This window comes from Nocardia albiluteola (assembly GCF_018860155.1).
Taxonomy (GTDB): domain Bacteria; phylum Actinomycetota; class Actinomycetes; order Mycobacteriales; family Mycobacteriaceae; genus Nocardia; species Nocardia albiluteola.
On record NZ_JAHKNI010000001.1, the window covers coordinates 1,141,494 to 1,156,643 of the forward strand.

At 63.3% G+C, this 15,150-nt stretch carries 17 protein-coding genes; 5 read left to right on the forward strand and 12 right to left on the reverse strand.

What is annotated here, in order from left to right; translation table 11 throughout:
• The first annotated feature begins 70 nt into the window (after positions 1 to 70).
• Complete coding sequence (locus tag KO481_RS05255; protein WP_215915708.1) at positions 71 to 1,834, forward strand: DUF4241 domain-containing protein; 1,764 nt, start codon at positions 71 to 73, stop codon at positions 1,832 to 1,834.
• Positions 1,835 to 2,040: 206 nt separating this feature from the next.
• Here the strand turns inward: KO481_RS05255 and KO481_RS05260 are convergent, their stop codons facing one another.
• The 4 genes from KO481_RS05260 to KO481_RS05275 form a co-directional block, all read right to left on the reverse strand.
• A complete protein-coding gene (locus KO481_RS05260; RefSeq protein ID WP_215915709.1) occupies positions 2,041 to 3,348 on the reverse strand; it encodes a WD40 repeat domain-containing protein in 1,308 nt (435 codons plus the stop codon).
• Entirely contained in the window at positions 3,345 to 4,100 is a 756-nt protein-coding gene (locus KO481_RS05265; RefSeq protein ID WP_215915710.1) for a hypothetical protein, read from the reverse strand. The genes KO481_RS05260 and KO481_RS05265 overlap by 4 nt, the downstream gene beginning before the upstream one ends.
• Positions 4,101 to 4,546: 446 nt before the next feature.
• Positions 4,547 to 4,966 (reverse strand): DUF2000 domain-containing protein, encoded by a 420-nt coding sequence (locus KO481_RS05270; protein ID WP_215915711.1) that lies wholly within the window; start codon positions 4,964 to 4,966, stop codon positions 4,547 to 4,549.
• Positions 4,963 to 5,889 carry a DMT family transporter gene (locus tag KO481_RS05275; RefSeq protein ID WP_215915712.1) on the reverse strand — a complete coding sequence of 309 codons (927 nt, stop codon included), beginning with the start codon at positions 5,887 to 5,889 and terminating at the stop codon, positions 4,963 to 4,965. The genes KO481_RS05270 and KO481_RS05275 overlap by 4 nt, the downstream gene beginning before the upstream one ends.
• 118 nt (positions 5,890 to 6,007) lie before the next feature.
• On the opposite strand from KO481_RS05275, the gene KO481_RS05280 reads away from it, so the two are divergent.
• Positions 6,008 to 6,505 carry an Lrp/AsnC family transcriptional regulator gene (locus KO481_RS05280; RefSeq protein WP_245400272.1) on the forward strand — a complete coding sequence of 166 codons (498 nt, stop codon included), beginning with the start codon at positions 6,008 to 6,010 and terminating at the stop codon, positions 6,503 to 6,505.
• Positions 6,506 to 6,698: 193 nt separating this feature from the next.
• On the opposite strand, the gene KO481_RS05285 is transcribed toward KO481_RS05280, so the two are convergent.
• On the reverse strand, positions 6,699 to 7,682 hold the full coding sequence (locus KO481_RS05285) for a DUF2332 domain-containing protein (RefSeq protein WP_215915713.1): 984 nt from the start codon (positions 7,680 to 7,682) through the stop codon (positions 6,699 to 6,701).
• Positions 7,683 to 7,888: 206 nt separating this feature from the next.
• The gene (locus tag KO481_RS05290) at positions 7,889 to 8,464 is read right to left on the reverse strand and encodes a hypothetical protein (RefSeq protein ID WP_215915714.1); all 576 of its coding nucleotides are present in this window, start codon (positions 8,462 to 8,464) and stop codon (positions 7,889 to 7,891) included.
• 133 nt (positions 8,465 to 8,597) lie between these two features.
• On the opposite strand from KO481_RS05290, the gene KO481_RS05295 reads away from it, so the two are divergent.
• Complete coding sequence (locus KO481_RS05295; RefSeq protein WP_215915715.1) at positions 8,598 to 9,011, forward strand: hypothetical protein; 414 nt, start codon at positions 8,598 to 8,600, stop codon at positions 9,009 to 9,011.
• Between the two features lie 229 nt (positions 9,012 to 9,240).
• The gene (locus tag KO481_RS05300) at positions 9,241 to 9,855 is read left to right on the forward strand and encodes a nucleoside/nucleotide kinase family protein (RefSeq protein WP_245400273.1); all 615 of its coding nucleotides are present in this window, start codon (positions 9,241 to 9,243) and stop codon (positions 9,853 to 9,855) included.
• A 143-nt stretch (positions 9,856 to 9,998) separates the two neighbouring features.
• Here the strand turns inward: KO481_RS05300 and KO481_RS05305 are convergent, their stop codons facing one another.
• From KO481_RS05305 to KO481_RS05330, 6 genes are all read right to left on the reverse strand, one after another.
• Complete coding sequence (locus KO481_RS05305) at positions 9,999 to 10,778, reverse strand: ESX secretion-associated protein EspG (RefSeq protein ID WP_215915716.1); 780 nt, start codon at positions 10,776 to 10,778, stop codon at positions 9,999 to 10,001.
• Complete coding sequence (locus KO481_RS05310; RefSeq protein WP_215915717.1) at positions 10,762 to 12,111, reverse strand: hypothetical protein; 1,350 nt, start codon at positions 12,109 to 12,111, stop codon at positions 10,762 to 10,764. The genes KO481_RS05305 and KO481_RS05310 overlap by 17 nt, the downstream gene beginning before the upstream one ends.
• The gene (locus KO481_RS05315) at positions 12,108 to 12,482 is read right to left on the reverse strand and encodes a hypothetical protein (protein WP_308166329.1); all 375 of its coding nucleotides are present in this window, start codon (positions 12,480 to 12,482) and stop codon (positions 12,108 to 12,110) included. Before KO481_RS05315 ends, KO481_RS05310 begins: the two co-directional genes overlap by 4 nt.
• Positions 12,483 to 12,492: 10 nt before the next feature.
• Positions 12,493 to 13,080, reverse strand: a complete 588-nt coding sequence (locus KO481_RS05320) for a DUF3558 domain-containing protein (protein ID WP_215915718.1) — start codon at positions 13,078 to 13,080, stop codon at positions 12,493 to 12,495.
• Positions 13,081 to 13,265: 185 nt separating this feature from the next.
• Positions 13,266 to 13,472 carry a DUF397 domain-containing protein gene (locus tag KO481_RS05325; protein WP_215915719.1) on the reverse strand — a complete coding sequence of 69 codons (207 nt, stop codon included), beginning with the start codon at positions 13,470 to 13,472 and terminating at the stop codon, positions 13,266 to 13,268.
• Entirely contained in the window at positions 13,469 to 14,353 is an 885-nt protein-coding gene (locus tag KO481_RS05330) for a helix-turn-helix domain-containing protein (protein ID WP_215915720.1), read from the reverse strand. The genes KO481_RS05325 and KO481_RS05330 overlap by 4 nt, the downstream gene beginning before the upstream one ends.
• Before the next feature lie 237 nt (positions 14,354 to 14,590).
• On the opposite strand from KO481_RS05330, the gene KO481_RS05335 reads away from it, so the two are divergent.
• The gene (locus KO481_RS05335; RefSeq protein WP_245400275.1) at positions 14,591 to 14,851 is read left to right on the forward strand and encodes a hypothetical protein; all 261 of its coding nucleotides are present in this window, start codon (positions 14,591 to 14,593) and stop codon (positions 14,849 to 14,851) included.
• Positions 14,852 to 15,150: the final 299 nt, after the last annotated feature.

Below are 15,150 nucleotides of genomic sequence, written 5' to 3' on the forward strand. Positions count from 1 at the left end.
CGACCAGGGGTTGAGACCGCCTGACCTGCTTGGCGAATCGCGGGCATCGTTGCGACGCTGGTGGTTTCATGTGCGGCTCTCCGAGCAGATCATCACCGACACAGGAAGTTACAGCGATATCGTGTTCGGTCTGCTGCATCTGCTGGGCCGTACCTATCGGCCGCAGCTGGCGAATCTGCCCGATCGAACAGGATGCACGACGTCCTCGGGCGTGACCATTTGTTCAAACCGCTTGCGCCCGAAAGGTTCCACAAGGTCAATGTCAGCGGCGGTTCACCTTCTCACGGATGGTTTCTTTGCTACGATGCCCGCGATGAGCGGGATCGACGATTTCTTTGCACTCGGTAGCGGGCGGGCACCGATAAACAGTGACCTCTGGGACGGTTGGTTTGTCCGGAGTGGCATTCATAAGGTGGTGCTCGAGGTCCGCGACGTAGGTGAGCTGAGTGTCCCCAGTGGGCGGGTTGCCGTGGGGAACGCCCATGATCTGGGTGCTGTCGCTGTTGGTCCTTCAAGCGATCGTCCCGGTATCGGCCTGCTTCCCGTGTTCGGCCCGGTGCCGCCCGGGAAATACCCGGTACGTCTGACCGGATTCCGGAGTAACGGCGGTAGCTTTTCCGAGGCATATATGAGTCTGGTACTCAGTGACATCCCAGCGGTCACGGTCGAACCGTGGGTCGCCGAAGGCGCAGACTTCGATGGTTTCGGCGAGGATGCTTCCTCGGCGGTACGCAACGGCGTTCGAGTAACAAGCTCTGCCACTTTCATGGATGCGCACGCTGCTGCTGCTTATACCCCGGCAAATGGGCGGGCACATCTCGAGCTGCTTGTTTCGATGCAAACAAGAAGATCCGCGGACGGGCTCCAGTGCGGCACGATCGCGCTACTGAGGGAATCAGATGGCGACACCCTTGCATACAGCAAGGGTATCGAGGGCACTTTTCCGATTATGGCGACCAGGGATGCCAACGGGGCACTAACTGGTCTGCACCTTGATTTCGGCGTTGTGATCTCTGGCACGTCACACGAATGGTGGTGTCGGTCGGGGCTTCCCCCATCGCTGGCACCCATGAAATCCGGCGCCGAACACGCTCCAGAATTGAATATTGCCCCCACGGCCGAGTACTTCTACGCGCTCCAGACGGGGGCTGCCCCGAAGCTCGGAAACAGGTGGGAACGGATGGTCGGTGGTGTCCGCGAAGCCACACTCAGCGTCGAGGATTTGGGGCTTCTTACTGTCCCGTCCGGTTATGTCGCAGCGTGCGACCCCGGCTACATAGGTGCTCACCGTGTGAGTTTCGTCGCCGACGAACATGGGAGAACCGGACTTATCCCCGTGTTCGGTCCCATCCCCGCTGGTCAGTATCCAGTACGCGCTACAGTTTTCACGACGCCTCTCGACTTCGATGGCGGTACCGCCTTCTTGAGTTTGGTAATCAGCGACAAATCAACGATGTCCGTTGAGCCAGCGGTTCCCTGCGCGGTCGAGCCGGTAGCGGGGCAGAAGGCGGGCAATGTCATTGGCGTCGATACCGGCTGTGCATGCTTTGTCGATGCCCACGCCGCGTCGCGTTGCCAAACTGCGGACGAGATCGATCTTGCCGACTTGGAAGACAATCCGAACTACGTGTTGCCCCTTCCCACCGGAGAAAATTTCATCTCTGGCCGATCCGGCGACGGTGATGGCGGCTATCCAGTAATGGCGACGAAAGACGTCGATGGAAACCTCACGGGCCTGCACATCGACTTCGGGTTGATCGGATCCGTGACCGGCGACGAATGGGTGGCTGCACGAACGACTTTCGTGGCTGGTGGCGGATCCGGTAAGAAATAGCCACAGCCACAGCCATTTTCGTGATGCCCCGGCCCTATCCCCGGGGCATCACTGCGTTAGCGCCGGATTCCGGCCGGTGGCGCCATTACGCCCTGATCCGCGACGTCAAATGCCTTGTCGGCGTGCCTGGTTCGCCGTCTGCGGCTGGCATCGTGCCGTCCGGGCTCACCGCCAGGCGGGGCTGTCCGGTAATACTGTGGTCGAGGTCATTGCAGGCGGACGATGTCGATGACGCCGTTCAGCCGGGCCAAAGCCAGTAGCCGGCTGTCGGTGGAGAATGCCATGTCTCCGTCGTATGCGCAGAGGCCCGCGCACTGGGGGTTCTTGGCGGCGATGAACTGGCGGGAGCCCAATTCCCAGAGCAGTGCGATGCCGTCGAGGGTGACACCGACGATGACGCGGCCGTCCGGGCTTATTGCCGCCGTGTTCACGAGGGAGAACGGCAGCGTGGGGGGACCGCTCAACTTGGCCGCAGGATGGTGCCCGGTGGTGTCCGCCAGCATGATGCTGTTGTCGTCGACCGCGACGGCGAGCGTGCGATCATCGAGACCGAAGGAGAGCGTGCCGACATCGTCGACATCGTATTTGAGGGTTGTGTCGATTTTTCCGTTCGCCAGCTGCCAGATCTCCACGACCGGTTGCCGTTGCTGGTTGTAGGTGATTGCCAGACGCCGCTCGTCGTGACTGAGGTCGAAGGCGCCGACGGAGCGGTTGAGATCGAATGTCGTCTGGGTGACCAGGCTTCCGGTCTGAACGTCCCAGGTGGCGACGGCATCCTGTGCTCCGTCCGGGCCGGACACGGATCCGATTCCCGTCAGCTGCGCAGAGTCGAGGCTGAAATGGAGACTACGCGGCTCCATCGTCGCCGCCAGGCCGTTCGGGAGGCCGGTGGGGAAGGAGTTGACCAGCTTTCGTGTTCGGTAGTCCCAGATGTCCACGGAATCATAAGAATCGGACCAGTGGCCGCTGACCGCGAGAGTACGGCCGTCCGGGCTGAACGCCGCCTGCTGGTAGCCGAGGTCGTCCCTGCATTCGCCGGCGTACTCGTGGCAGTCGTGCCGCTCGTCGGGACAACTGTTCTTGCCGCTCGGGCAGGCGTCGAGGGTGGCGATCAGTTCGTGGTTGCGCAGATCCCACAGTTCGACGGTGTCGGCCACCAGCAGGACCAGGGTGTGACCGTCCGGGCCGAACAGGATGTGGGAAATGTGACCGTGGGCGTCCTGAAACATCCAGTCGAGGTGCCCGGTCCGCATGTTCCACAGTTCCACGGTTCTGGCGGTGACGGGCGCCGGCGTCGGGCCGGCCGGAAGGGCGTCGGTGGCGGTGACCAGGGCGGCCAGGGATCGACCGTCGGGGCTGAACGCCACGTCGGAGACGCTGGTGTTCGGGTCGGCGCTCACCGGCTTCAGTTGAACCACACTCTGTTTCGGTGCGAGGTGTGCGTCCGCCGCGAGCGCCGTCAGCGCCAGGACGATCACGGCGACGGTCAGTGCCGCTTGCGCGGCGCGGATCACGGCGGCGTCCCGTTGGTGAGGGCTCGGTGGAGCTCCTGTGCGGGGTCCTGGGCGTTCAACACCCCGACGCCGGAGTAGGCCGCCTGGTAGCCGGGTGCGAGGGAGGTCAGTCGAAATGGTTGTGTGCCATCGCGAATCGTCATATCGGTGGCCTTGCCGTTCTGTACGACACGCAGTACGAATTCCCATTCGTAGGAGCCGACGGCCTGTGGTGGTGTCGGATTCTGCTGGCTCACCATGGCGTTCACGTCGATCACGGCCTGCTCGCCGCGATTGAGCGTCAGATTGTGCACCGCGAAATAGGGTTTCGCTCCCGGCAGGCATCCCGGTGCGTTGGGATCCGGCGTCATGAAGGTGGGCGCGAGATCGGCCAGGTACATGCAGCCGTTCGTATTGGTGTTCTCACTCCCCCATGTCGAGATGAGAGTCCCCGCAATGGGTTTCGAGCGGACCAGCACGCGCGCCCGCAGATCGGTGATCAGGGCGGGCTGGCTGCGCCGGCCCTGGAGAATCAGCTTCACGGTGAATCCACCGACCGCCACCGCCTCCGGATGCTGCGTGGCGAGATCCCTCTGGGGTATCGCATTTCCCGCCAGCTTCCCAGGGAGCGCGTACCGGCCGTAGGCCGTCAGCGATTTGTCGTATTGCACGACGACGTCGAGCGGCGGACCCGAGCTGATCATGTCGGTGATGGTGGGGCCGTATGCGTTGATCAACAACGTGATCAGACCGCCGATCACGCCGGTGGCCACCAGGCCGACGAGAGCCTTACCTGGTTTGGTCAGCGACGCGAACGGGTGTTTCCAGCCGGTTGGAGGGTCCGAAGGGCTCGCCGAGGAAGTGGCTTCCGCCGGAGCTGGGGGGCTTGCCGGTGGCGTGCCTTCCGCTGGGGTTGGGGGGCTTGGTGGTGTGGCTGGTGTCGGGGGTGGCGCAGCGGCCGGTGCGGGGGGACTTGCCTGGGGCTTGCGTACGCGGCCGGCTACTTGGACTACGCGCCGCCTGGGCTCGCGGCTTCGGGCCACCGAAACACCACCCCCTGAACAGGTTTCGGGCCGAGAATATCAACTTGTAGGACCAGCCGGTCGGGAATCGGGGGCGATGCTCGAGAAGTCGGTTCTGCAGTCAGTCGTGGTGAGCGAAGATGTCCCAGACCTCCCGCAGCGCGTAGGCGGAAACGGGACTGCCCCGAGAAGGTCTGTCAGCGTAGCAGAGGTAGTGAGCCGACGAGCTTGTTGATCTGTTTGCGCGGGCCGTACAGGCCGACGCCGACACTGGCCAGGTCTGCGGTCGGGGTGGACGCCATCTTGTCGATGTATTCCTCGTAGGTTTTGCAGGCCTGGGCCAGGGAACTGAAACCGACGAAGAATAGTTCGTCCCGAGCGGCCGCGGTCTGCACGATGGTACCGACCTGGTGGTGCGGCGCCACCAGGATCGGCAGCGGGGTGTAGATGACGCCGGGATGGACTACACCGTCAGCGTCTTTCACATCCGTGCCGACGATTCCCTCGATGCGGTGGCCCATCGTCAGTGCGAGCACGCTGGCGGCGTTGACCGCGAGTCCCGTGGGCAGCTCGTCGCTGACCACGATCGCGCACTTGAACTCTGGCCGGCTTGTCATACGTGGTCCTTTTCCGTGTTTGATATGTCTGCGTATTGGTGGTCGTTTCGCTGGTACAGGCCGGCCACCACGCCGGCGATGACGATCGCGCCGCCGATGATCTGTTGCGCGCCAACCGATTCCCCGGTCAGCAACGCCGCCCATACCAGGCCTGCCACTGGGACGATGTTGAGTAGGTTGACCGCTACGCTGGACGGCAGCCGGCGTAATCCGTAGTTGTAGAGCCCGAACGCGGCCACCGAGCAGGGTCCGGCGAGGAAGAGCACACGGCCGAGGTCAGTCGGCGACGGCCACGCCCAGCGGTCCGTCTCGAACAGCGACATCGCCAGGAATCCGAGTGCCCCGGCCAGAGTCTGGTAGTACGTCACCACCATCGGCGAGGCGCCCGAGGTGTCGCGCTGCGCCACCAGGTTGTATCCGGTCCAGATGAGCCCACCGAGAATCAGCAGCGCATCGCCCCACAACCGGTTCCCGAGGTCGCGGTCTGCCCCGCCGCGCACGACCAGCCAGACCCCGGCGACGGCAATCAACATGCCCGTCAGCCGGATCATCGACAACGTGGCCCGCCGCAGGATCACCTCCAGGGCCAGGGTGATGATCGGGTAGGAGGCGACGATCAGCGTCGCATCCGAGGCCGTCGCCAGGTCGACGCCGAAGTTTTCCGCCGCGAAGTATGCCGCGATGCCCAGTAGCCCGGCCGCACCGATGACCAACCGCTGCCGCACTGTCGGCGGCCGTCGGTCGCGCCTGGCGTGGACCACCACGGCGAGGATGAGGGCGGCGGCGCAGAACCGGAGTGCACCGATCGTCAGCGGCGGGATCTGCGCCAACGTCACTTTGGTGACCGCGTACGACGTGCTCCAAATCAGCGCCGCCACCACCACGGCCACGACCGCCGAGGTGCGCCCGCGCGCGGGTCTCATGGGGCCGATTGCGACGAGCTCGTCGCTACAGGGAAGCATCGCGCCAAATTAACAGTGGCTACGAATGTTTCCGACAATAGCCGTGATAAATTCGGATCTCTATCGAATATCGCGAACTATGCACGGAGAAGGGGCGCTGACGCTAGTGCTGGACGAACTTGACACGGCATTGCTGGCACTCCTGCAGGAGGACTCCCGGCTGACGAACAAGGACCTGGCCGCCCGCCTGCACGTGGCACAGTCCACCTGCCTGGAACGCATCCGCAGGTTGACCAACCGCGGCATCCTGCGCGGCCAGCACGCCGATGTGGACCTGCGGAAGATCGGCCGCGGCACCCAGGCGATCGTGGCGGTGCAGCTGCGCCCGCCCGACCGCACGGTGATCGAGTCGTTCCAGGCGTTCGTGGCGAACCTGCCCGAAGTGCTGTCCTACTTCGTCATGTCCGGCGGCGACGACTTCCTGCTACACATCGCGGTAGCCGACAACGATCAGCTCAGCGCCTTCATTCTGGACCGCCTCACCCAACGGAGGGAGATCGTGCACGTGCGAACCTCGGTGATCTTCAGCCATGTTCGCAGATCCGTGGTCCTGCCTCTGTCAGGAAGTGACACCTAGTCGGCCCGAGTAAGCTCTTCTGCCGCTGGGCGGGCGATCCGGGGCGGTTCCGTGGCGCGCTGTCAATTGCCACCCGGGATGTAGAGACGCACGCCAATGCCGCGTGGCGTGCTGCCCGAGACGGCCTGCGCCGTGCGGGCGAAGGTCAACGGGCCATGCCTATCTGAGCGCCGAGGACGTCCGCTCCTGCCGATTATGGTGTGTGCAGGTCGGTCTGGGAGATCCAGTCCAGCGTTTGCCCGTGTCCGCCCGCGTAGGCAAGCGGTTGACCATCGAGACTGACAACGAACCTGCCCCGGGCACTGCCGAGTGGCCCGGGCAGCCGCGCGGCGACAGACTCGATCACGCCAGCGCCCTCGTTGGCGATCCAACGGCAATCGAGACCCCGCACAGTCGACTCGAATACGCGACGAGAATCTGGATCGAGGTAGGCCAGCACTGCGCTACCGAAGACCACCACGGTGGTGCCCGATCGAGCCGCATCGACCAGCTTCGCGACCGAATCGAGCAGGTCACCGACGACCAATCGAGGTGGGTCCATACGAGCGACGCCGACCGCGGCCCGTAATCGCTGCAGCCGATGCTGCTGCTCCGGCCAGACCAAGCACTCGAGCCAGCGCACATCATCGGAGTCGTTGACATCGAGCGGATTCAAATCGACCCCAGCGCGCGAAACCACCATGGGCAGGCCCTCGGGCAAGGGCGGATTCCCTGATGTCGCGCAAGGCAGCACCACCGAAGACGGTCCGTCGGTCGGATCGATGTCCACTTGGTCGTCGTAGCGGTAGCTGTACCGGTCGGGATACAGGCACAACCCGGCCGAGGCCCCCACCTCGATCAGCGACAGCGGTCCCGGAATCTGTGCCAGCACCGGCAGCAGCACTGCGGTCCGGCCGGGCTCGTTTGTCTGTGTGCGCCGACTCATCGCGACCTCGACGACTTGTGCCCAATGGTCGGTCAGCCAAGTCTTGAAATTTCGATAGTTCGATGGTTCGACGCCGAGGTAGCGAGCCGCGCCCAGGATGAGGTTCGGTTGCCGCTTCTCTGGAGGAAGCTGGTCGATCAGCCCGAGAACATCCTTGTCGCTGGCAATTTCGTGGCCCCAAGCCTCGTAGCATGGTGAATGTCCACGCACCTCGTACTCGGCGAAGAACTGATAACGCTGGGCCGTGTCCATCCATCCCCCTAACCCCTGACCGGCTCGTAAGGCCAGACCGGTGATGCTGACGCTACCAAACGATCTGCAAGCGATACGTCATGTCATGCCGCTGGGCGGGTGTTCTACTCGGCGAGATCGACTGCGGCGCAGCATGTCCGCTCTTGCCGAATGGCGTGCGTGACGCGCTCCCCGAACCACTGCGGAGCGGGCCGATGGTATGCGCTTCAGTTCGTGCTCGTGCAGCGCATCCCCGCGCGCTGGGCCAGTCGTTCGTTTCCGACGAACAGGTGCAGGTAGTTGGCCTCGTCGATCCTGCTGGCGTGGTCGAAGTCTTGCTGGGTCAGTCTCAGCACTGTTGCGCTGATTGCGCTGACGAAGCGCTCGGGCCATCGGATGGTGCGCACGGCCACTACCGGTGCACGATCGACGTCGGCCAGGCCGACCGAAACCGCTAGGTGCTGTCGGGATTCGACCCTCGGCAGTCCGGCGCTCATGCCTGGCGGAGTGTCTTCGTGCGGATTGAAGGGAAGACCGGTCCACGAGGCTTCGCCGAATCGATAGAGCAGGATCCCGTTGTGCCGGCCATCGAGCCAGGCGAATTGTGCTTGCGCGGTTTCGAACTCGGCGATCTGCTCAGCAGTCGGAGAGATCTGGTCGACGAGCAACAAACATCCCTCGATGGTCAGGATCAGTTCTGCCCCTGGCCAGCGCTGTATCCCTGAGTCGTAGTAGCCGCCGACGCGCAGTCGTAAAGGATCCGCCATACAGACCATCTTGTCCTGCGCGTCGCAAGCCTGCACGCCACAATCCAACCGGACCCGCCGCAACGCACTACTTTGCCGCGATCAGGGTGTTCAGAATCGGCTGCGCGCCCGGCTGACCGGAGCACGTACATGCTGAGCGCGATCACCGTCGGCATGGTGAACTCGCGGAATGGAGAAACCCATGGACTTGGATACCCACTTCGCCCGGCGCGCGCGAGAGATCGAGCCGAAGCCGATGGACCCGAGCAGCCTGACCGAACGTGAATACCTCCGACAGTTCGCGGCGCGCCCCGGCATCTTCATCGGCTTCACCAGTGTTCGCGGCGTGACGTGCTTCCTCGAGGGTTACGACTACGCCGCGCGGCGGTCGGGCGGCCCAGGACTGGATGGCTTTCGCGACTGGCTGCTCGCCAATCAGCTCCGTCGCCAAAGCAGTTTCACGTGGCCTGGTTTGATCGAGCAGATCGCGGTGCCCGAGTGGGACTTCGTCACAGATCTCACTCCCGAGCAGGAAATCCGCATCCTCGAAGTGCTGTTCGACCTGCTCGACCGATTCCTTGCGGGACGCGAAACCGTCGGCTGAGCATCCCCTCATGCCGCGACCCACGCGTTCGCGAACGTCCGGATCTGCCGATGAGCGAGTGATTATGGGGTGCTGCCGTGACAGGCTCGGTCCAGAGCGCTCACTTGCCGGTACCGGTTCCAGCGAACCCGGCTAGGCTCAGTGCATGAGGGCAAGGGGGCGTATTCATCGTTCGGTCTCGACCTGGCAACAACCTGTTCCCCTGTCTGCTTCACCCGAGCGTGCCGCATTGGTTGATCAAGTCGCCGAACGCGTTTTGGCACTGGGTCACCATCGGCTGACGGTGGGCATCGACGGATTGACCGCCTCGGGTAAGACCAGTTTCGGCCACGAACTTGCCGAACGAATCGCCCGAGCCGGGCGGCCCGTGCTGCGGGCAAGTCTGGATGATTTCAAGAATCCCTGGCGTGACCGGCACCTCTACGATCGTGAGTCCGGAGAGGGCTACTACCGCAACGCCTTCGACTACCCGCGCATTCGGGCATTGCTGCTCGAACCGTTCGGCCCCAACGGTTCCGGCGAGTGCGCGCTGTGCGCGATCGACCCTCTGACCCAGATCGACCATGCCTCGGTAGTGACCGCGGCCGACGACGACGCGGTGCTGATCGTGGACGGTGTCTTCGCGTTCCGCCCGGAGATCAACGAATACTGGGACTTCCGCATCTGGCTGGAGGTATCCCCCGAGATTTCGGTCAGCCGCGGCACCGAGCGGGACAACGACGAGACGATCCACCGCGACCGGTACCTACCGGCCGAACAGATCTACCTCGCCGAGGTCGAACCGTTGCCTTTCATGGACGTCATCATCGACAACTCGACCTTCGCCAATCCTCTGCTCTTGTAGCGGATGCTTCTACCGATCGGCTCACCTCCGCACTCATCAACTCAGCTGCCGAACATCCTCAATTGCCGCATATCGGTCGTCTGGGAAGACGTCTGCGGTCTGTGATCGAATGAATGCTCGAGAGGGATCGCGAAAGTCGAGATTCAGGGGTGGCGGGTGCGGAGGTATTCGTCGTGTTCGGCGTCTTCGCGGAAGTATTGGGCTGTGATTTTGGTCAGTCGGTTTACTTCTGCGGCAAGGGCTTTGGGGTCTATGGGTTTGGCGATGATGGGGTTGGTGGTTTTGACGTAGTAGCGGCCGTCTTCGTAGTCCATCCACCAGAAGGAGCGGCCGGGGGAGCGGCGGGCGTCCAGGGCCGGGCCGGGGAAGATCATGATTTCGCCGTAGGCCTGGCGGGGGCGGGTGAAGACCTCGTCCAATTGAGCGGTGAGGGAGGGGGAGTGGCGGATGGGGTTGCGGCGGTCGGCTTCCAGGGCGTCGCGACGGATTTCCAAGGGGGCGCGCCTACCCGGTTTACGCTTGGGGAGGGATTCCACCGCGTAGTCGCCCAATTGGGCTGCACTGCAATATTTTATGACTACCTCGCCGCCGCAGTCGGGGGCGGGGCCGGGCAGCTGGACCATGACGGCGGCGGCGTTACCCTGCACCGCGCCGTGGAAGCGGTAGATCTGGGACATGCCGGGGCCGCCGAAGCCCTTGGCCTCGACGCGGGCCTCGGGGTTCACCAGGATATGCAGGGCGCGTTCGAGTTCCGGCTCGTATTTCTGGAGTACCGAGTCGACGGCGGCCTCGCGGGCGCGCTTGAGGGTGTCGAAATCTTCGATGTGGGTGCGGTATTGCAGGGGATACGGGAGCCGGTCGCGATCGTATGCGGCCCAGAGGATTTCGAATTCCAGGCCGGTGAATCTAATACTTGGGGGCATCGTAGTCTCCGCCGAGGACCGGGGGCACCATCTTCGGCTGGTCGCCGAGGCCGGTGAGTTCGTCGCCGTGCTCCTTGGTGACCAGATAGTCCGGGGTGCCGGACTTTTCGGAGTCCTCGCCCTTTCCCTTGGCCGCGGCCGGGTTCATGCCCGTCATGCCGGTGGTGCCCGCGCGGGCCGCGGCCGCCGCGGAGGTGGTGGACACGGCGGCGGGCTGCGCGGTGCCGGTGCTGCCGGGCACGCTGCGGCCGGGCGCATTCGTGGTCGGCGTCTGGATGCCGGAGTTGGTCGAGCCGCCGAGGTTCGAACCCGGCGTGTAGCTCGAATAGTTCGGGCTGGACGTCGTTCCCGGCGTAGTCGGGCTGGAGACCGATGTGGCCATGGAAGGGGTCGACGATTGTGTTGTCGGACTGTAGCTTTGCGACTTCACGCCCGCGGTCGAGGTGGAATCGGCGGGGTTCGAGGAGGTGGAGGACGGACCGGTGGCGGACTCGCCGGGGCCGGTCGCGCCCGGACTCTTGCTCGAATCGGGGCCAGTGGCGCCGCTGTTGGCGGGGCCGGTCGCGCCGCCGGCGCTCGGGCCGGACGCGCCGGTGTTGGTCGGGCCGGTGCCGCCTGCGGGTGTGACGGGCTTGGAGTTCGGGCCCGAGGGGCCGACCGGGCCGTTCGGGTCCGAGGTGAGCTGCGGGGCCGTCGGCAGGTAGGGGACGCCGGTATCGGTCTGGCTGGCCACCGGGCCGTAGACGGTGGTGAGGATGCGGCGGGCTTCCTGGGTGGCTTCCTGCTTGTTGTGGTCGTCGACCTTCATGACGCCGTCGGTGGGCAGGGTCTTGCCGGACGGTGTGGGGGTCGTGACGCCGGGCATCAGGGACTGGGTTTCCTCGAGGCCGGTCTTCATCTCCGAAAGCTTCAGGGAGACAGCGGTTGCCGCGTGCGCCAGGTGGTTGGATTTGTCGGTGTAGTTGTTCACCGCTTGGACCGCAGCTGTGGCGGCTTGGCCTCGCCAGCCGGAGTGGCCGTTGTCGCCGTTGATCGTCTTGGCGAACTGTTGCTGGAATTGGGAGAAGGTGCCGGTGAGGGTTGCGCCGATGTTCGCCCAGGCCGTGACCGCTTGGTCAACCTGCTTCGGATTCATCGCATTGACGGACTGCTGCATGGCCGCGAGGTCCATGTGGTCGTAGCTGTCCGGGGTAGTGATCGCCGGATTTTGGACATCGCCGGAGAACTCGGTGCCGTAATTACCTTGGCCCTCGGTCTTGTAGATCCAATCTCGGTCTTTGTTCCACTGCTCTTGGGCAGCAATAACTTTGCGCTTGTAGTCGTCGTAGCTCATTGCGGGGTCACCGCCTCGATCTGGCGGCGATGCTCCTCGTCGAGAGCGACATAATTCGCAATTGCCTTCGCTACGACCTGCTTGGCGGTATTGACGCTGTCGATATGCTGCTTGATCACGGTGTTCAACGAGCGATCGTCCCCGTTTGCGATTGCGGAGAACTTCTTCTCGAGGGTCTTGCCTGAGTTGAAATTACCGAAACCTGTTATACGATCCAGGAACAACGATGATGTGAGGACTTTGTTCAACTCGTCGATGTGATCGTCACACACCTTGTCCAGGCCCTTGCCTGTCTCCGGATCGAGGTATAGTTCGCCTGAATTAGCCTTGTCCAGCAGGGTCTTCCACTGGCTAGGATCGACGCCGTCCACTATCCCCTCCCTACGTCCCCGGGAGGTACTGGGCCAGACCATCCGCAAGGCGGTGAACTGTGGCGCAGGGCTCTCCAAGGCCCGGCTTTCCGTATTGGTTGACCACTTCGAAGTCGACAGTGCCGCCTGTCACTTGCAGGCTGATTGAGCAATCAATATCAGCCTGACCCACGGCGTGATACTGAAGACCTTGGTGGCTTCCGACGGTTATCGGGGTAAATCCTTCGTAGTCCGTTCGCTGCTTGTATTCGCTCAATGTGTGACTAGAGGTGAACATCTCGAAGGTGTAGGTCTTGTCGTTGGCCTGCCATCCACAGGTTTTCCAACCATCGAACGTCGTTCCGGCGATCTGGTCGGTCTTTGAGGTCGCATTAAGACCCAGACCGGAAGCAGCCGAATCTGGAATAGTGCAGGGGTCCCATTGCTTCACTGCGGAATCGGACGCGGTGGTTGTAGCCGCAGCTGCGCTGCTGCTTGCCGTCGTGGTCTGTGCGGCCGATGTCGGCGATCCAGTGTTGGTTTTTCCACATCCAGCCAGCGTCAGCCCCGCGGCGGCGGTCAGCGCGACCACGCTGAGTGTCTTCGACCTCTGGGTCATCCGTCGCCCTCCACTGTCGCCCGATGTGGGGGCTGGTTGGCGTCCCCCCGCTTCCCGGAACCCTACTGGGCACTCGGGCGGGGGTTCAACTGATCGGTTATCACGGGCCGCATCTTCAACGAGGTTACGGGGCATAAACGGCGTGAGGACCGGACACAATGTGTCCGGTCCTCACGCACGTTCGATCAAGCGTGATCGAGTCCGCCGTCCCGCACGTCAGCGGTGAAGGCATCCCACTCCGCAGGCGCGAAGATCAGTGCCGGACCGGTCGGATTCTTCGAGTCGCGGACGCCGACGTGATCTTCGTTCAGGAAGGCAACCTCCACGCAAGCCGAGGTCTCCCTGCTTTTGCTGGACTTGAACCATTGAGCGCCGATGAGGTTGATGCTCATTGGGCACACTCCCTTGCTATTTCCAGGATCAGCTCTCTGGATTGGATTGGGTTCAACGCTACACGCCGGATCTGTTCTCCCGCTTGCCGATACTGCTCTACCTCGGACTCTCGCTCGAGGTAGAGGCTGCCCGCGAAGCCCTCGACGTAGACGACCGATGGTTCCTGCAGCTTGGTCGCAGGCAGAGGTGGGAAATCCAGCAACACGAACTTGCCGACGAGAGACCCTAAATGGTTGGACGCCTTGTACGGCACGACTTGGATCGTGATGTTCGGATACTCGCTGAGCGCAGCGAGTCTCAGCAACTGCTCCTCCATGACCGCGACGCTGCCTACCTGGCAGCGCAACGCCGCTTCGAAGATCAGGACAACGATCGTGACCCGGGGGTCCCGCAGTCGACGCTGTCGCCTCGAGGCCAACTGCACAAGTCGCTCGACCTCATCGTGTGTCTTTGTCGGATGCTCGGTCCACGCCAGCGCCCGCCGGTAGTCGGAGGTCTGGAACAGTCCCGGTATCAGGAGTGTCGACCAGAAAGTGATATTGCTGGCCGAATCCTCAAGCGAGATATAGTGATTGAAGTCCATCGGAATCTCGTCGGCGTAGGCTCGCCACCATCTTCCTCCGGACTTGTGTGCCTCCCGCACCTCAGCGCCCAACGCCAGCAACACCTTTCGCTCGGCATCGCTTACCCGATATGCATCGCACAGCGCGTTGATATGCAAACTCGACGTCCGCGTCGCCTGCCCGTCCTCCAACCTCCCGATGGACTGCGGGGACAGCTCAACCGCTCTCCCCGCCGCCGATTGGCTCATCTGTGCCGCTTCCCTGAGCTGCCGCAACCGCCGGCCGAGCGACCGCCGCGCGAGCGTAGATCCTGCCATTCCCTTTGCCTCCCTAACGAATCTGCACCCCGTACTGGAACGGCCCGCGCCGGTAGGCCCCGTACCGGATGGTGCTGATCGGGGGAGCGGTATGCCGGAAGGCGTTGCGGCGGAGAGGGCTCTGCCGGAGAACGCGATCTCGGAAATAGCGCATAACCGATATACCCCTGCCGGAAAGGAATCTACGGGCGAGAGCCCCGGTGGTGATCGAGCGATTACAACCGACATCGTAGGTCGATGTGTGCCGATTCGCCATCGCCTGGCGTAGAAAAGATTTCGTTCATCGACCAGCCAATCGGAAAGGGGGCCACCATGTACGGCCTGCCGCCCGCGGATCACAACGCTGTGACCGTAATGACGATCCCCGTAGCGCATCGAATCATGCAGGAACATATCGATTGTCCAATTACCGTGTGCGCGCTGAAAAGACAGGCCAAGCGCGCCTTGATCGGGGCCGGGATGCTACGGCCGGCCACCGCGGCGCATGCCGGATCCTGAAGGAGAGGGACGCTCCTTGCGGTGGAACCCCGTCTACCACGACATCCCGGGAAACCCACTCTCACCTGTGTAGATGCATAGAGAGCTGAATCATGAGCGGCACGCGGACTGCACGCTGAGCGACTGCGACATGATCCGCTTCTGCTGGATGATGCTCATCGAACTGGGGCATCCGAATCCGTCGGCCCCTCCGGAGCAATGCCCCCTCTGCGCGTCCGCCTGAGGCCTTCGCGCGGGGGCAGTTCACTGCGGAGACATTCCAATTCAGCATTCGCACCCATAAATCTCGACATCCGCAC